The 16,017-nt window shown below is 40.0% G+C and carries 17 protein-coding genes; 7 read left to right on the top strand and 10 right to left on the bottom strand.

Annotated elements, in window-relative coordinates:
* Positions 1 to 214: 214 nt before the first annotated feature.
* The 3 genes from PHAL_RS23660 (at position 215) to PHAL_RS0120315 (ending at position 1,147) form a co-directional block, all read left to right on the top strand.
* Positions 215 to 475: a hypothetical protein gene (locus PHAL_RS23660; protein WP_050901607.1), complete on the top strand. Its 261-nt coding sequence runs from the start codon at positions 215 to 217 to the stop codon at positions 473 to 475.
* Between the two features lie 7 nt (positions 476 to 482).
* A complete protein-coding gene (locus PHAL_RS23655) occupies positions 483 to 689 on the top strand; it encodes a hypothetical protein (protein ID WP_084440777.1) in 207 nt (68 codons plus the stop codon).
* Between the two features lie 86 nt (positions 690 to 775).
* On the top strand, positions 776 to 1,147 hold the full coding sequence (locus PHAL_RS0120315; RefSeq protein ID WP_016710272.1) for a hypothetical protein: 372 nt from the start codon (positions 776 to 778) through the stop codon (positions 1,145 to 1,147).
* 51 nt (positions 1,148 to 1,198) lie between these two features.
* Here the strand turns inward: PHAL_RS0120315 and PHAL_RS0120310 are convergent, their stop codons facing one another.
* From PHAL_RS0120310 to PHAL_RS0120290, 5 genes are all read right to left on the bottom strand, one after another.
* A complete protein-coding gene (locus PHAL_RS0120310; protein ID WP_016710271.1) occupies positions 1,199 to 2,101 on the bottom strand; it encodes a hypothetical protein in 903 nt (300 codons plus the stop codon).
* A 222-nt stretch (positions 2,102 to 2,323) separates the two neighbouring features.
* Positions 2,324 to 3,883 (bottom strand): AbgT family transporter, encoded by a 1,560-nt coding sequence (locus PHAL_RS0120305; RefSeq protein ID WP_016710270.1) that lies wholly within the window; start codon positions 3,881 to 3,883, stop codon positions 2,324 to 2,326.
* Positions 3,884 to 4,037: 154 nt separating this feature from the next.
* Positions 4,038 to 4,313, bottom strand: coding sequence for a YfcL family protein (locus tag PHAL_RS0120300; protein WP_016710269.1), 276 nt, complete (start codon positions 4,311 to 4,313; stop codon positions 4,038 to 4,040).
* Between the two features lie 2 nt (positions 4,314 to 4,315).
* Positions 4,316 to 5,452 carry an ATP-NAD kinase family protein gene (locus PHAL_RS0120295; protein ID WP_016710268.1) on the bottom strand — a complete coding sequence of 379 codons (1,137 nt, stop codon included), beginning with the start codon at positions 5,450 to 5,452 and terminating at the stop codon, positions 4,316 to 4,318.
* Positions 5,442 to 5,996 (bottom strand): elongation factor P hydroxylase, encoded by a 555-nt coding sequence (locus PHAL_RS0120290; protein ID WP_016710267.1) that lies wholly within the window; start codon positions 5,994 to 5,996, stop codon positions 5,442 to 5,444. Before PHAL_RS0120290 ends, PHAL_RS0120295 begins: the two co-directional genes overlap by 11 nt.
* Before the next feature lie 255 nt (positions 5,997 to 6,251).
* Here PHAL_RS0120290 and PHAL_RS0120285 point away from each other — a divergent pair, with 255 nt between their 5' ends.
* Positions 6,252 to 6,953, top strand: coding sequence for a 2'-5' RNA ligase family protein (locus PHAL_RS0120285; RefSeq protein ID WP_016710266.1), 702 nt, complete (start codon positions 6,252 to 6,254; stop codon positions 6,951 to 6,953).
* Positions 6,954 to 6,958: 5 nt separating this feature from the next.
* On the opposite strand, the gene PHAL_RS0120280 is transcribed toward PHAL_RS0120285, so the two are convergent.
* Positions 6,959 to 7,309, bottom strand: a complete 351-nt coding sequence (locus PHAL_RS0120280) for a DUF4112 domain-containing protein (protein ID WP_016710265.1) — start codon at positions 7,307 to 7,309, stop codon at positions 6,959 to 6,961.
* 39 nt (positions 7,310 to 7,348) lie between these two features.
* Positions 7,349 to 7,999, bottom strand: coding sequence for a glutathione S-transferase family protein (locus PHAL_RS0120275; protein WP_016710264.1), 651 nt, complete (start codon positions 7,997 to 7,999; stop codon positions 7,349 to 7,351).
* A gap of 109 nt (positions 8,000 to 8,108) precedes the next feature.
* On the opposite strand from PHAL_RS0120275, the gene PHAL_RS0120270 reads away from it, so the two are divergent.
* On the top strand, positions 8,109 to 8,963 hold the full coding sequence (locus tag PHAL_RS0120270; protein WP_016710263.1) for a LysR family transcriptional regulator: 855 nt from the start codon (positions 8,109 to 8,111) through the stop codon (positions 8,961 to 8,963).
* 13 nt (positions 8,964 to 8,976) lie between these two features.
* Here the strand turns inward: PHAL_RS0120270 and PHAL_RS0120265 are convergent, their stop codons facing one another.
* Positions 8,977 to 10,977 carry a winged helix-turn-helix domain-containing protein gene (locus tag PHAL_RS0120265; protein WP_016710262.1) on the bottom strand — a complete coding sequence of 667 codons (2,001 nt, stop codon included), beginning with the start codon at positions 10,975 to 10,977 and terminating at the stop codon, positions 8,977 to 8,979.
* Between the two features lie 174 nt (positions 10,978 to 11,151).
* On the opposite strand from PHAL_RS0120265, the gene PHAL_RS0120260 reads away from it, so the two are divergent.
* Positions 11,152 to 13,116 carry a spermidine synthase gene (locus PHAL_RS0120260; protein ID WP_237709900.1) on the top strand — a complete coding sequence of 655 codons (1,965 nt, stop codon included), beginning with the start codon at positions 11,152 to 11,154 and terminating at the stop codon, positions 13,114 to 13,116.
* A gap of 78 nt (positions 13,117 to 13,194) precedes the next feature.
* Here PHAL_RS0120260 and aroC read toward each other — a convergent pair whose 3' ends face one another.
* On the bottom strand, positions 13,195 to 14,292 hold the full coding sequence (gene aroC / locus PHAL_RS0120255; protein ID WP_016710260.1) for a chorismate synthase: 1,098 nt from the start codon (positions 14,290 to 14,292) through the stop codon (positions 13,195 to 13,197).
* 67 nt (positions 14,293 to 14,359) lie between these two features.
* Entirely contained in the window at positions 14,360 to 15,295 is a 936-nt protein-coding gene (gene prmB, locus PHAL_RS0120250; RefSeq protein ID WP_016710259.1) for a 50S ribosomal protein L3 N(5)-glutamine methyltransferase, read from the bottom strand.
* A gap of 132 nt (positions 15,296 to 15,427) precedes the next feature.
* Between prmB and smrB the strand changes: the two genes are divergently transcribed.
* Positions 15,428 to 15,985, top strand: a complete 558-nt coding sequence (smrB, locus tag PHAL_RS0120245) for an endonuclease SmrB (RefSeq protein WP_016710258.1) — start codon at positions 15,428 to 15,430, stop codon at positions 15,983 to 15,985.
* The last annotated feature ends 32 nt before the right edge of the window (positions 15,986 to 16,017 follow it).

The raw sequence follows: 16,017 nt of genomic DNA, 5'->3' as shown, positions 1-16,017 counted from the left end.
CAAAGCTTAATGAGAATAAGCGATCAAAGTTAATGCCATTGGGTGATCAAAGCTAGGGAGAATATGCACTTTATTCAAGTTAATACTCAGCAAACTTAAAATGGAGATTTATCATGTCAAATACACTTACTATATTTTCGAATCCAACAACAATCTTAGTCACGAATACGACTCCTGCGAATAAAACCGCGCTTGCATCAACTGAAGCTGAAACTTGGCAGCTCTCAGAAAAAAAGGGACTATTTCAGGGGGCGGGGTCACGGTATCCGGTGCAGGTGCTTGGGCAAAAATGTCTGGCTCGTTTGATTTTTCGATTGTAAATCTAGAAAGCTCTCGCACCTATCAAAAAATGGTGTCTGAATACAGTATACCTGGGGGTGTTAGTGGCTTTTGGGGCTGGCTTGGTTTCGGTGCCAATGCCGAAACGCACAAGCAAGAAATCAAAGAAGCAATGCAAGAACTTAGTCAACAGTAACGGCTCTGTGGATGTTGATCTTATGGTAACCGGTTTGATCCCAGGCTTTGAAGTAAGTGCTACAGCGTATATTCTGGTACTACAAATCCAAAGCTCTTCTGGTGCTACATATAATATTGCTTCATCAACAAGCCCATCGACAGATGTTGGCGCACAAGATCAAAACCAGCAGAACCTGCCTACTTCAAATAATAACTCAACTATCAGCCTATAAATAGCAAATGTAAGATCATCAAAGTAACTATGCTTTGATGATCTTCCACTTATCAACACACGCAAACTGCTAGTTAAGGAAAAATCATGAGGCTATTTACTGCTCTACTACTTATTATATTTACTTTAGCTGTTAAGGCTAATCCTGCGGTAATATCAGCTATAAATGATAACTTAAGTTCTACGGTATGGACGGATAACTTTAAAACTAGTTTAGCTTTTACTGACACTAGTTATGAAATACAAGAAACGAGCGTTACCCCCTCTCCTTTTGTGATCAATAGGAAAGATAATCTTATTTTCTCTACTTTTACCAGTTTCAGTGATCAAAAAGAAATAATCATTAAAGATATTACCGGGGACGGCCTGCCAGACATACGTATAACAAAGATGCTCAATAAAAATGGTGGCGTTATATCCACCACTACTGAAAAAATTATAATTAGCTATGAGAAGTGAAGTTGATTTAAAATTAAAAGCTTCTGTATTTTCATACAGAAGCAAATATTACTAATACTTTCTGCAAGTCATATTAATTGTGCAGTTTTTCCCATCTGAGCTACATGATGTTGATTGACTACAAGTCATTTCTCGTCCATCTTGATAAATGCCTTCTAAAAAGTTTCGTAGATTCCTATTAAATCTGTCACCTTTATCATGATATAAATCAAACTTTGCCATGTGAGCACTTGAGGTTGCTATCCCAGAAATTGTTTTACAAAACGCTCCTGTAACAGCACATACGAAAGTTGCACCAGTATCTGTTTGTACAATTTGAAATTGCAATGGTTGAGCAGTTGCCTCCTCCATGTCCTGCTTAACTTGTTGCCCGTTGGAACTATTACGCATGATTTTATCTATTATGTTAGTAACACCATCAGCTCGGCCAATATACTTATCAATCAAATCTCCATCTTTATTTTTACTACCTCTTTTCTGAATAAATTGATGATCATTATAAACTTCTTCGAGTGAAGAGCGACTCTCATCCAATGGCTTATCTACATCGTATATTTCAGTACAGCCAGTTTCATCACAACAAACTTCGACTGTTGGATCGCATTTATAAATCACTTTTTGATAAAGTTTGTTTTCCATATAAGCGGTGCGAAATGCCCAAAGAATATCATTTGTTTTTGCATCTAATGAGCTGCAATCATTTGTACAGTTTGACACAAAATCATAGTCAACATGCACTAAAGCCCCTGTTGATTTTTGACGCACCCGCTTCGCATGTACTTTATGCTCTTTGTTGTCTGCATCCTTAAAATACATAACTAATACATCATAAGAGTAACTCTGTTGGCAAGTTGGGTTTGAACTTTTCAAGCTATCTAGGCAAGAGTTTGCTAGTGTAGGGGCTGATGTAAATAAAAAATATACACCAATAAGTAAAAATAGTTTTTTAATCATAATCCTTAATCCTTAATCCTTAATCCTTAATCCTTAATCCTTATAGTAGTCAACATCAATAATAGTATAAAAAACCTTCGGAAGATACAAGGTAATGAATATTACTTGTAAACAAAAGTAAAAAAAATGAGCTTGTTTAGTTTTTCATAAAATTTAAAACTAAAATAAAAGCCTCACCATTTTCATGATGAGGCCCCCTTTTTAAAGTTTACGTCCTAGTTATTAAGGTGCTATAGCAGGATAAACGTAACTTGCATCTAAGCCTAGTGGTATACCTAATGCCCAGTAGCCGAGTAAAAATAAACTCCAACCGATCATAAAAGCGATTGAGTATGGCAGCATCATGGCGATCAGCGTGCCGATGCCTGTGCCTTTGACGTATTTCTGGCAATACACCACGACCAGCGGGAAGTACGGCATTAATGGCGTGATGATATTTGAACTGGAATCGCCCACTCGGTACGCCGCTTGGGTTAAGTCCGGTGAAATACCCAGTTGCATCAGCATAGGCACAAATACAGGGCCTAGTAACGCCCATTTAGCAGAGCTCGAACCCACAAATAAGTTAACAAAGCCCGTTAAAAAGATGATGCCCACAACAGTTACTGCACTAGGTAATTGCATGGCCTTTAACAACTGCGCCCCTTCTATTGCCAATAATGCGCCCAAATTAGATTTACTAAACGCGGCAATAAATAAAGCACAGAAGAACGCCATTACAATGTAATACGCCATGCCGCTCATTGCTTTGCTCATGGCATCGATCATATCTTTAGAGCTTTTAAAGGTACCAACGGTAAAACCATAAACCGCACCCGGTATCCAAAACAGTAAGAAGATGAGCGGTACAATTGACTGCATTAACGGTGAACGGAAGTTAGTGAGCGAGCCATCTGCGCTGCGCATTGCTGAATCTGCTGGTGCTGATACAAACGCTAACAACGCAAGCCCTGCAACCATCACAGCACTTGCAATAAAAAACGCGCGTTTTTCATCACTACGGGCATCTTCAAATACAGGTAAGTCTTCTTTATTGCCATCAAGTGGGGTGTTTTTTAACCGTGGTTCAATAATTTTATCTGTAATGTACCAACCTAGTAAAATAATGAATAAGCTTGAAGCGGAGGTAAACGCCCAGTTATTAAGCGGGTTAATCGACATCGCTGGATTGATAATTTGTGCTGCACTTTGGGTAAAACTTTGCAGTAGTGGGTCGATCCCTGATGGAATAAAGTTAGCACCAAAACCACCGCTAACCCCAGCAAATGCAGCAGCAATACCTGCAAGTGGATGGCGTCCTGCGGCATAAAAAATAACACCCGCCAGTGGAATAACTAGCACGTAGCCTGCATCAGTGGCTGTATGACTCACAATTGCCACAAGGATAATTGACGGCGTAAGCAGCTGCTTAGGTGTTACTTTAAGCATGAGCTTTAAACCGGTATTAATAAAGCCTGAGTGTTCGGCCACACCAACACCTAGCATTGCCACTAACACCACACCTAATGGTGCAAAACCTGTAAAGGTTTTGACCATTGACGATAAAAAGGTCGCCAATGAGTCGCTTGCCAGCATGTTATTAACAATAATGGCTTCGCCTGTACGTGGATCGATAGCGTCAAAATTAACCCCCGATAGCCACCACGACAAAAACCAAATTAGTAACATGGCGAACAAAAAGATAATCGCTGGATCAGGTAGCTTGTTACCCACCCTTTCTACAAAGTTTAAAAATCGTGCAACTAGCCCTGTCGGCATTGTCGCATCATTATTGTTATTCATTTCGCTTATTCCCTAGAAGTTTAACGTATATACACTACCGTAAATGCTACGGTAGGTAAATTTTAAGTGAATAAAAACTCACTTTTTAGGAACGTTATTATCTCAAGCGCACAAAAAAACGGCTAAAAAGCCGTTTTTTTGTATGAGTTGAGTATTATGCTAATGCTTTTACTTCATCCCATAGTCTTACAACCAGGGCTTTATCTTCTTCATTAAGCTCGCCATTGCGATATGCCTTCACTAGGCTTTTTTCAACAGTTTCGTTAAGTTCATCAACTTCTAGGTTCAGTTCTTCAACTTGCGCATAGCCTACGGCTAAATCAAAATGGCCGCGTAAATAACCACCGGCAAATAGCTCATCATCAGTGGCTTTGACCACTAAGTCGTCAAAATACTGTTGAGCTGCATCAATATAATTTACTAAACTCACTATTACTTCTCCTGTGCTTGCAGGCTATCTTGGTGACCCACAGCGTACATAACATGGTCGTTAAATCCGGTCGTTACTCGAATATAACCGCTTAATTCATCATCTAATTCGCTATCACCTGTATCGGCAATAAGCGGTCGGCCATTTAAAGCCTGTAATTTGGTTTTAGTTGCCACGACAATAATATTGTCTTTACCAACAGCGCGAATAAGTGCGGGGCTTAATTGCTGATTACCGCGGCCAAAAATATGCCCCTGCCCACCAATTAGGGTGATCACTAATTTAGTATTGCGTGCATGAGTAAGCTCTAACAATTGTTGTGCAGTCAGATCTTGAGCAAGTAAACTTTGATTTTCAACTAAATCAACCCCTAACAGGGTGTTTTCAAGCCCCATCTCTTGCATAATTGCTTCGACTGTTGAGCCGCTGCCCATCACATACAAGGTATCTTCTTCCATTTCACTAACAACATGTGCAGCAATATCTGCTAGCACCAATTCATCGGTTTCTTTACCACCGTTTTTAACCGCTTGCACATAACGTACTTCACTCGGTACTTGCATTTCGCCATAACGTTTTGCTTTTACTGTTCCTTGACGAAACGCATCTTCGTCAATATCCATCACATCAGCATCAGCCAAGGTGACCAGCTCACCTTTCACTAGCATTTCAACAACTCGACCAGCCGCTTTTGGGGTAATGGCATAGACCCCTGAATGAATTTTACAACCTGCTGGGATCCCAAGCACGGGGGCTGCGTCTTCTACAGCATGACAAATATTGCGTGCCGTGCCGTCGCCACCGGCAAATAAAATCAAATCAACACCTAATTGTTGCAAGGCTTTGGCTGCATTTTCAGTATCGCCAGCGCAGCTTTCATCTTCACATTGATAAACAACCTCGGTATTAAAACCAAGCTCTTTCGCTGTGTTCTCACCCATTAAGTCACTAACAGTATAAATTGTTATTTGATCTTGATAAGACAGCAATACCTCAAGTGCGGCTTTAGTGCGTAAATTGGCTTTCGGCTCTGCGCCAAGCTCTATTGCTTTAGCCGCAACATCGTCACTGCCTTTAAGTGCGACACTGCCACCTAATCCTGCGACCGGATTAACGATTAAACCTAATTTAAACTGCATCACTAAACTCCTGAGGATGTTGCCATACAAACTGCGCCGCAGTTAAAGGCCATGGCGTGTTATAAAAATCACTTAACGCTTTTAAAAGTGCGGTAGTGCGAGAATTAAAGCCAGTTTTTATTAATTGTTGAAGCTGTTGATGTACACGCTTTTGGAAATCAAATCGACAGGTTTGCTCACCATTTAAATTATCAACCGAGACATTAAAATCAAACCCCGCGGCAACACTCAGTGCCCATTCAATGGCCTGCGGTTTTACTTCAACCGCTTCAAACTCAGCCTGCTGTGCCTTATCGCGGCCATCAGGGCAATACCAATAGCCATAGTCCTCTACTAGACGACGTTTTTCTCCGGCCACCAGCCAGTGAGCAATTTCGTGCAAGGCACTGGCGTAGAAACCATGCGCAAACACAATTTGATGAAACGAGGTATTAGCATTAGCGGGAATATAAATAGGCTCATGCTCACCTTTAACCAAGCGCGTATTGTGACTTTGGTAGAAAGTGTGTTCGAAAATAGAAGTAAGATCGGCTATTTGATGCATATAATTCTGTTATTTCGCCTCGAAAAAATACAATGCGTACACGCTAAATCGAGGCGAATTGTACGGGCTTTTACTCAGAATGTAAAAATTGATAATGGTAGCAGGCCTCACACGTTGTTGTCTTTGTATCGCAAATTTAACGTTTAGGCTAAGGACATAAAATTTACAGTTATCTATCTCCTTTTATTTACTGTGCAGGCAAGAACCCTTACTCTTTGCATTTAATCTGTAAATTTAAGAATGAAGTTATCTCTCATGTTCAAATTAGCTTTTATAAAACAGCCTTTACGTTTAGTTGTAACGTTAATTGGGTTACTTTCCGTGTCTTTGCCCTCTTTTGCACAAAGTATCAGCATTAATGTATTTGCCATTCCTTCAAAGCCAATTATTAACTTAGTTGAACAAACCAGCGAAGCATTAAAAAAACAAGGGATGATTAGCTTTTATGAAAAAGGCATGCCTGTTCACGCTACTTTATATTTAACTGATTTTGCAGAAGGTTCGGAGCAAGCAATTAAACATGCGGTCGAAAGTATTACTAAGCAACATCAAGCATTTACTATCACCGCACAAGGTTTTAGTGTGTCACAAAGTAATTGGGCATTTATTAATTTGCACTATTCATCTGAGCTACAAAGGCTATCTGACGAAGTAACACTCGCCATTGAGCCATTGCGTGATACAAACGCGGCCGTCCCAAGCTGGGTTAAACACTACCCAAATAAATTAACGGCATTTGAACGCTATGGTAGTCCTAATGTATTTCAAAATTTTCAGCCACATTTAACATTACTAGCGAACGAGAAAAACCCAAACCTCGCGACGGTTAATGACTATATGCAAGCTCATCCCCCATTTGCAGAGGGCAAAATTATCGGTATTGGTATTGGCATTTCAGACCAGTTTGGCCAACAAAAACAAGTGATTGCTGAGTACTTTTTTAATAGTAACAAATAAACCCGCTATTCTACCCGTTCTGCTAAGTGCTTTTTCAATAGCTTCGTATTACGGGTATTGGCTTTAAAAAACATATCAAAAATATCGCCCACTATAGGAATTAGGCCACCAAAAAAATCAATCAGCATATTTGTGATTATCCGTAATTTAACACCCCAACCAACACCTAAACGCTGCGCTTCAAAAAGCACATAACTTGATAAAATTAGGCCTGCTAAATCGCCTACCCCAGGCAAAATGCCAATCAGAGACTCTGCACCTAATTTAAAATTGGTAAAAGGAATACCAATACTACTATCGGTAAAACGACTAAACCTTTCTAACCGCTTTAATGCCCTCTGATGTGATAGCTCCATCTGTTCCATACGTATACACTTATCGATTAACAATTCACTTTAGGTAACATCAATACCCGCTTCATCGCAAGCAACAATATCTGTTTCTTTGCCTGATTCAATGATCCACTGTTGTAAAGTAGGGCAACTTAAAACATGCTGGCAATATTGCTCTGCTGCAGCTGACAAAACTATTTGATAGGTTTTTAGCCTAAGCACAACCGGAGCGTACATGGCGTCTGCAATACTAAACTCACCAAACAACCACGCATTGGGGTAACACGCTTGTTGTGTGGTAAAAATTTCATCAATGCGCGCTAGATCTTTTTTTGCCGCCACAGATAACTCAACTTTGCGCTTAGCGCGTATATTCATCGGCATTTCATTACGTAATGCCATAAAGCTCGAATGCATTTCAGCACTTAAGCTGCGGGCTGTCGCTCGCTGTGCACGCTCTTTCGGCCAAGCTGCATTAGATAAATAAGTATCATTGATGTATTCACAAATTGCCAGTGAGTCCCACACCTGTAAGTCACCATCTATCAAGGCGGGGACTTTTTGTACTGAAAAATTATTTTTAAGCGCTTCATAAAACTCAGGAGTATCTAACACGAGTTGTTTTTCAGTAAAAATAATATTGAATTTACTCATTAAATACCATGCTCTAAGTGACCACGTCGAATAGTTTTTATTACCGATAAATAATTGCATTTGTGTTCCTTGCTAGTGTTTAATAGCCTCACTATATAGCAGTGTTAAACTAATTACTTACCAATAGTTTTTATACAATACATAAGTAAAATTGATAAATGAGTTAACTATGGATTTAGACGCCCTGCGCACTTTTTGCGCCTTTGTTGATACTGGTAGCTTTACTCGTGCAGCGCAACAGGTATGCCGCACCCAATCAGCGGTCAGTATGCAAATGAAAAAACTCGAACAAGAGCTGGGTAATCAACTATTTGTAAAACAAGGACGACAACTGGTTTTATCTACCAGCGGCATTCATTTAGCAAGCTACGCAAAGCAGTTATTAGCACTGCATGATGAAGCCTATAAACAACTTAAAACCGCTAGCGGACAAACCCGTGTGCGCTTAGCCTGCCCTGACGATTATGCTGGGACGGTATTAGTGAAAGTTGTGGCATTACTGCATAAACATATACCCCACCTTGATCTGCAAGTTAGTTGCGCGCCTACCAATCAGCTCAAAGCACAGCTAGATCAAGGCTTACTTGATATGGTAATAGCGACGCGCTCACCCAGCTCAGAAGAAGGTTACTTTTTACAAGCAAGTAAAGGTGTGTGGGTTAAAAGCCCTAAATTTAACTATCAACCCGATATGACTTTGCCTATTGCGATATTTCAGCGTGATTGCAAATTTCATCAAGCAGCTGTAGAAGGATTATTAAAGGCCGAGCGCCAATTCAACATTATTGCCTGCTGTGGCTCCGTAAGCGCACTCACTGCACTGGTGCAAGCTAATCTGGCCGTTGGTGTAATGGCTGAGGTAAGTAACACTAATGGACTAATGGTGATTAATGATCCAGCTCTACCACCTTTGCCCGTTATTGATATTGTGTTGCTTCATGCTGATCACGCTCCTCACAACCCTATAAAAAGAGAATTAGTGAAACTAATAGCGCTAGATTATTCACTAAACATGTCAATTTAGGTGTTTAAAGGCGCTACCGTAACCTCACCAAAGTGCGTGTTCGCTTCGGCTTGGTAAGATATAAAAACTGCGTACTATCATGTGAAGCATTGATTAGCATATTGCCCTTCTCATTCACTATATGCCGTACTTCTGAGCGAGCACTGTGTAAATTAAGCATAGTGAGCAGATAGCCATCGTGTTGCTCTGAGGTAATATTCAATGTTTGATCATCGACCGCCAGACCGATAATATCGTTGTCATCAGCCTGCCATAGTTGCTCAAAGCTGTTATCATGAGCGAGTCTAAATACTTGTTTGTTGTTAGAAAAGTAAACCCGATCGTATTTATCTAAAGCCATTGCATAACAAGCCAACCGCTCCCCTTGGCCAGTAAATGGCGTTAAACTTAGTGTTTGCATGTCTAATTTTGCTGGATGAAATGTAACACCGTCTTCAGAGCGATATGAAACTAATATCGCATCTTCGTTATTAAACTTTTCTCTGAGATAAAATGAATGATGTGGATGAGGTATTTCTTGATAATCACCGCTATTTAAATCTATGCGAAATAGCTTATCTTTACTTGCCGTGATCACTTCTTCGCCGTTTTTTGACCAAACCACCCCAAACAGCTCTTCATTATTTGGGTTTGCAAAAATAAGTGTTTGCTTACCTTGCTCATACAGAAATAGTTGCTTTAAACCAAACCGATGAGATTCAAATACAAATTTACTTGAATCAGGCGAGAATACAGGTAAGAAATCAACCGATGAAGTATCAATAAGTTTTTCATACTGTTGAGGTGTTGTATTGGTGCTGCGCAAAATATCAACATCAATATTAACAAGCTCCATTAATATTTCTTCACCCGATGGGGTATAACTCGCATCTCGGATAATTTGATAATTATTAAATGCAATATCAGTTGAATTACCCTGTCGATCGATAAGCACTAGTTTATTGGTGTTGCTTATTAACAGGTATTCCCCGCTTGGATGCCAACTAAGGCCCTGAATACCATTTTCAACTATAGCAATTGCTTTGCTGCTATTATCCGATAAATTGAGTATGTCAATGCGGTAGTTATTTTGCCCAGCCTCGTAACCTAGTGCTAATTGCGTTTGATCTGGCGACAACGCATGTAACTTTAACCAGTCTTGACCCACTGATGCTTTGATTACTTTTTTTCGTTTGGTTTCTATATTGGCAAGCGAAAGCTGCGTTTCATTGTTATTTTTTTGTCGCTCAATAAAATAAATCTGATTGTTATTAGCCCACTGTAATTGCTGACTAGTAACTAAATATTCTTTAAATTCTAGTATCTTACTATAACTTAAAGTCGTTAAATTAAGCATATCCAAATTAAAATACGCCAATTGTACTGCATCATTATATGTTTCTATAAAAGCGAGCGCACGATCATCAGGGCTCCAACCTAAACTAGTGTAAGTCGAAGGGTTACGAGTTAATTTTACTTCTTTACCTGTTTTAAATTCTTTTAACCATATGTGTTGTTTATTATCATCGCCGCGCACAAACGCAAGATAATCTCCACTCTGGGATTGCGATTGATAAGACTCATTCTCTTCATTAGAGGTTACAGGCACAAGCACAGAAAAGTCGGTTTTTATGATCTGTTTAGAAAAACTAAACCAGCCTCCAGCTATACATATTACTGTTACAGCAATAAAAACGAATATCGGCCATTTTACACCTTGCGAACTTTCTTCTTTATCAAGTTCAAGGCAGTAACCCCGTTTAGGATGAGTAATAATAAATTGCGGGCTTTTTGAGTCTTCTTTTAATGCTTTGCGCAGTAAAGCAATATTGCGTTGTACGTTGCTTGGACTAAAAACAGCGTTAGGCCATACAGCGGCAAAAATGTCTTCTTGGCTAACCACCTTACCACGCTGAGAATACAAAAATTGGAGCACATCCATGACCTTAGGTTCCACAACTTGTTCACTTTCAGCTGACGAAATTTTACACCGACTAACATCAACATCAAAATTTCCTATACGAAACCCAGTCACTCACAACTCCAATAAATATATATAAATCATAGATTAAGGTTTTCTTAAGATAAACTCAAGGGTTATTACATTGCTGAATAAATGAGTTAAGTCGATGGTTCGTGCACCATTTATTACGTAATAAAAAAGATGCAACGGATATTATCAACATTCATTATTTTTGTGAGCGCATTTTTGCTCTTTCAAGTTCAACCTATCTTATCAAAACAACTGCTTCCAGAGTTTGGTGGCGGTGCTTCGGTGTGGTCTAGCAGCCTATTTTTCTATCAAGGTATGCTCTTACTTGGCTATTTATATGCCCACTTACTAAGTCGTTATCAGCTAAAAAACCAACTTCTTACCCATACTGTACTTGTGCTTTTATCAAGCATCATTACCTTTAGCCACCTTGATGTTACTACGTTTTTACTGCTCTGCCCTACAACCTTAGTATTCGCTAAACTGTTCGTGCAAGTCGGCCTTGCTTTTATATTACTCAGTGCCACCAGCGTGCTTTTACAACGTTGGTATATTGAATCAACCCATTCAACAGTCCCGTATCATTGGTATTCACTTTCTAACTTGGGATCACTACTTGCTTTGATGAGCTACCCATTTATTTTTGAAGTGACATTGTCAATCAATGAACAAAAGCACTATTGGATAGTGGGGTTAATCACCTACTGTACCCTGCTACTGTGCTTGCTTTATGTATTGTTTAGAAATGGTACGCTTATAAAGCAAACAGCTACGGCGCAAAAAAATCGCTTGTTCGTTAAACCTAACGTGCTCTGGATCGCATTTTCCGCAACCAGTTCAATAATGCTGATTGCAACAACACAAATGATCAGTACTAATATCCCGCCTATGCCACTGGTCTGGACTTTGCCCCTAGCAATTTATTTGCTGACCTTCAGTTATACTTTTGCCTCTGTAAAAAACTATAACCGTACTCATTGGGCTTATTTACTCATACTCAGTGTATTTGCAGGCCTCATTATGTTTTTCCTCGGTAGCCAGTTTAATGCCCTTGCTCAACTACTAATTTATGGCTTTATTTTGTTTATTGTTTGTATGATCTGTCATGGTGAACTTAGGAAGCTCGCACCCGATGGCTCACAGCTTACTGTATTTTACTTATATATCGCTTTAGGTGGTGTGATAGGCAGTTTATTCAGTGCATTACTGGCCCCGGTATTATTTACACAAATAACAGAGTACATTGTCGCCTTAGCTGCGATACTCACGTTATTTATTTACCTACAATTCGCAGAAACCGAAAAGTTATCAGTACTTTATAAAGCGACTTTACTCTCTACGCTGTTGGTTTGGGGCGCAAGTTACAGTTATTTGTTTATAAATTTTAATCAATACAATTTGGCCTCTGAACGAAACTTCTATGGGTATGTCACCGTCAAAGACATTACAACCCCTGATCTTGCTGAAAGACGGTTAATTGATGGCACAACCATTCACGGCTCGCAGCCACTTGATCAACACACTGAGCTTAAAAATAGCTATTACCATCAACATACTGGTATCGCCAAATCACTGTCTGCGTTAAAAAAACAAGAAAACCTCAATATAGGCATTGTAGGTTTAGGTGCAGGCGTATTAGCAAAGTTTGGCGATAAACACGATAGAATCCGTTTTTATGAGCTTAACCCTGCGGTTTATACTATGGCGACAAGTTATTTCTCGTATTTACAAGATAGTCCTGCACAAATTGAGGTTGCCATTGGCGATGGCAGGATCACCTTAACCGAAGAAGTCAAAAATAAAGCACCATTGATGAACGCACTGATCATTGATGCTTTTTCTAGTGATGTAATTCCAACTCATTTGCTCACTGAAGAAGCATTTTCATTATACTGGCAGCGTTTAACGCGTAATGGTTTATTGATCCTACATATATCCAATAACCATATTGATTTAATGCCGGTGTTACAAATACACAGTAAACGTTTTAATAAATCGCTGCTTAAATTTAAATATACGGATACGCAATTAGGATCTGAGTGGGTTGTACTAACCAGTAATCAGGCATTCTTAAACTCTATAGCGATTACTGATCTATCACCCGTTACCCCCTATTCAAAAACACGTATTACACAATGGACAGATCAGAAACACAGCCTGATCCCACTCCTTAAGCTTTGATATATGAAACCGTTCACAACAAAAAAGCGCGACATATAGTCGCGCTTCTAAATCACTCTAAATACAATTAACTAGCCGCTAAATTGAGCCTTTAATTGGCCCATGCTCATGATGAACATGCGGGTTTTGCCCCCGTTGGCGCAGTAAATGGTCCATTAATGTAATCGCCATCATAGCTTCCGCTATTGGGATTGCACGAATACCCACACAAGGATCGTGACGACCTTTAGTGATCATTTCCACCGCTTCGTTTTCGGTGTTAATACTGTTACCAGGAATAGTAATACTCGAAGTGGGCTTAAGTGCAATTGATGCGATAATATCTTGCCCAGTAGAGATACCTGCAAGCACGCCACCTGCATGATTTGAAGTAAAACCATCAGGTGTTAACTCATCACGATGCTCTGAGCCTTTTTGCTCTACCACATCAAAGCCGTCGCCAATTTCAACGCCTTTTACTGCATTAATACTCATTAATGAGTGAGCAAGCTCGGCATCAAGCCTATCAAATACTGGCTCACCTAAACCAACAGGTACGTTTTTAGCGACTACTTTTACTTTAGCGCCCACTGAGTCACCTTGTTTTTTAAGGTCACGCATGTATTCATCAAGGGCTTCAAGCTTACTGGCATCAGGGAAGAAAAATAAATTGTTTTCAACTTCATCCCAATCGTAACTTTGCGCTTTAATTGGCCCAAGTTGACTTAAACATGCACGTACTTCAATATCATGAAATTGCTTTAAGTATTTTTTCGCAATAGCCCCTGCCGCTACGCGGATAGCTGTTTCTCGCGCTGATGAACGGCCACCACCACGGTAATCGCGCAAGCCGTATTTATGCCAATAAGTGTAATCGCCATGACCTGGACGAAATACATCTTTAATTTTGCCGTAATCTTTTGAACGCTGATCGGTATTTTCAATCAGTAAACCAATGCTAGTACCGGTGGTTTTACCTTCAAATACACCAGAAAGAATTTTTATTTGATCGTCTTCGCGGCGCTGTGTTGTATAACGACTTTGCCCCGGTTTGCGACGGTCTAAATCAATTTGTAAATCAGCCTCTGTGATTTCAAGGCCTGCGGGCGTGCCATCCACAACACCGCCTAGGGCAACGCCGTGGCTTTCGCCAAAGGTGGACACTTTAAATAATTGCCCTATGCTATTACCTGCCATTAACTTTCCTCATTCCTAATGACTACTAAGTACCGAGCCTTAGGCTCGGCTTTAATTTTTATATTGCTCAGTCAGCGAAATATTCAACTAGCTGCTGTTTGCTGATCACAAATACGCCTAAGCCACCTTGTTCAAATTCAATCCATTCAAACGGTGCGCCAGGGTAAAGTGCATCCATGTGTACCATAGAGTTACCTACTTCGACAAATAACAAACCGTTATCAGTTAGATGATCTGCCGCTTCACTCAAAATTGTACGAGTAACATCTAGACCATCATGACCTGACGCTAAGCCAAGCTCTGGCTCGTGGTGGAATTCACGGGGTAAATCAGCCATATCTTCGGCATCAACATACGGTGGGTTGGCCACGATAAGATCATACTTTTGACCAGGAACACCACTAAACACATCTGATTGAATTGGTAAAACACGATCATTCAACTGATAATCAGTAATATTAATATCGGCCACTTCGAGTGCTTCATACGAGATATCAACGGCATCAACTTGTGCTTGTTCAAACGCTTGTGCTAGTGCGATTGCGATACAACCAGAGCCTGTGCATAAATCTAAAATGCGGTTAACTGATTGTGGCTCTTCAAGCCAAGGGGTAAAACGATTATTGATCAGCTCTGCAAATGGCGAGCGTGGTATAAGAACACGTTCATCCACATAAAAAGGCATATTTGCAAACCAAGCAATGTTAGTCAGATATGGAACAGGGGTAAAATCGTTAATACGTTCAGCAATTAAGCCTGCAAGGCGGTTTTTTTCGGTGCTGGTTAATCGTGCATGCATTAGTTCTTTTGGTGCGTCGATCGGTAAACTTAACGCCGGTAGTAATAAGCTAACAGCTTCATCCCACGCGTTATCAGTGCCGTGACCAAAGAAAATACCACTACTAGCAAACTGGCTGGTTGTCCAACGAAGCCAATCGTGCAATGTTGAAAGTTCTGCAACAGCTTCATCTAAGGTTGCTTCTTCTATTAGTAATTCGCTCATGTGTTCCTGCCTGCTACTTTCAAAATATTAACTCAATCGGGGCGCATCATTGTCCCCATGATTGCCCTATTGTAACGCCTTTTCTCTTGCTTTTTCCTCGATTTTTAGCATTTTTTTGTTTAGACTGCCGCCATGAAAAAAGATCCTTCCTCAAACAGCCAAATCAGCACTGACGACATTGACTTGTTTCGTCAAAGTATTAGTGGTGCCCGTGTGTTTAAACAAGACACTCACCGTTTTGCCAGTAAACCTAAAGTGTCACAAGCTAAGCAATTTGCCCAGCAAAAAAAGCAACATCAGTCAGAATTTTTCTTTTCTGATGAATATGTGCCAGATATAGACACACATGGCACAGTTAATTATGTGCGAGAAGGCCATGACCGATTTTTAGCTAAACAACTGCGTCGTGGGGATTTTATTCCTGATTTAACATTAGATCTGCACGGTTTAAATAAAGAAATCGCAAAAGATGAGCTAGCGGGCCTAATCCATGAATGCAAAAAGAAGCATTATTACTGTGCCTGTGTAGTGCATGGCATTGGCGGACATATCCTCAGACATAAAGTACCGCAATACCTTGTACAACACCCAGATGTTATTGCTATACACCAAGCGCCTCTTGAATATGGTGGTAAAGGCGCGGTACTTATTTTAATAAACTTACCACAAAGCGATGAATTTAGGCGTTAATAACACGCTGTCAGTTTCATATTTACTTTAAC

It is taken from the genome of Pseudoalteromonas haloplanktis ATCC 14393, from assembly GCF_000238355.1.
Lineage (GTDB): Bacteria > Pseudomonadota > Gammaproteobacteria > Enterobacterales > Alteromonadaceae > Pseudoalteromonas > Pseudoalteromonas haloplanktis.
The sequence above is the reverse complement of the archived record's forward strand: the minus strand, read 5'-3'. Positions and strand labels throughout refer to the sequence as shown.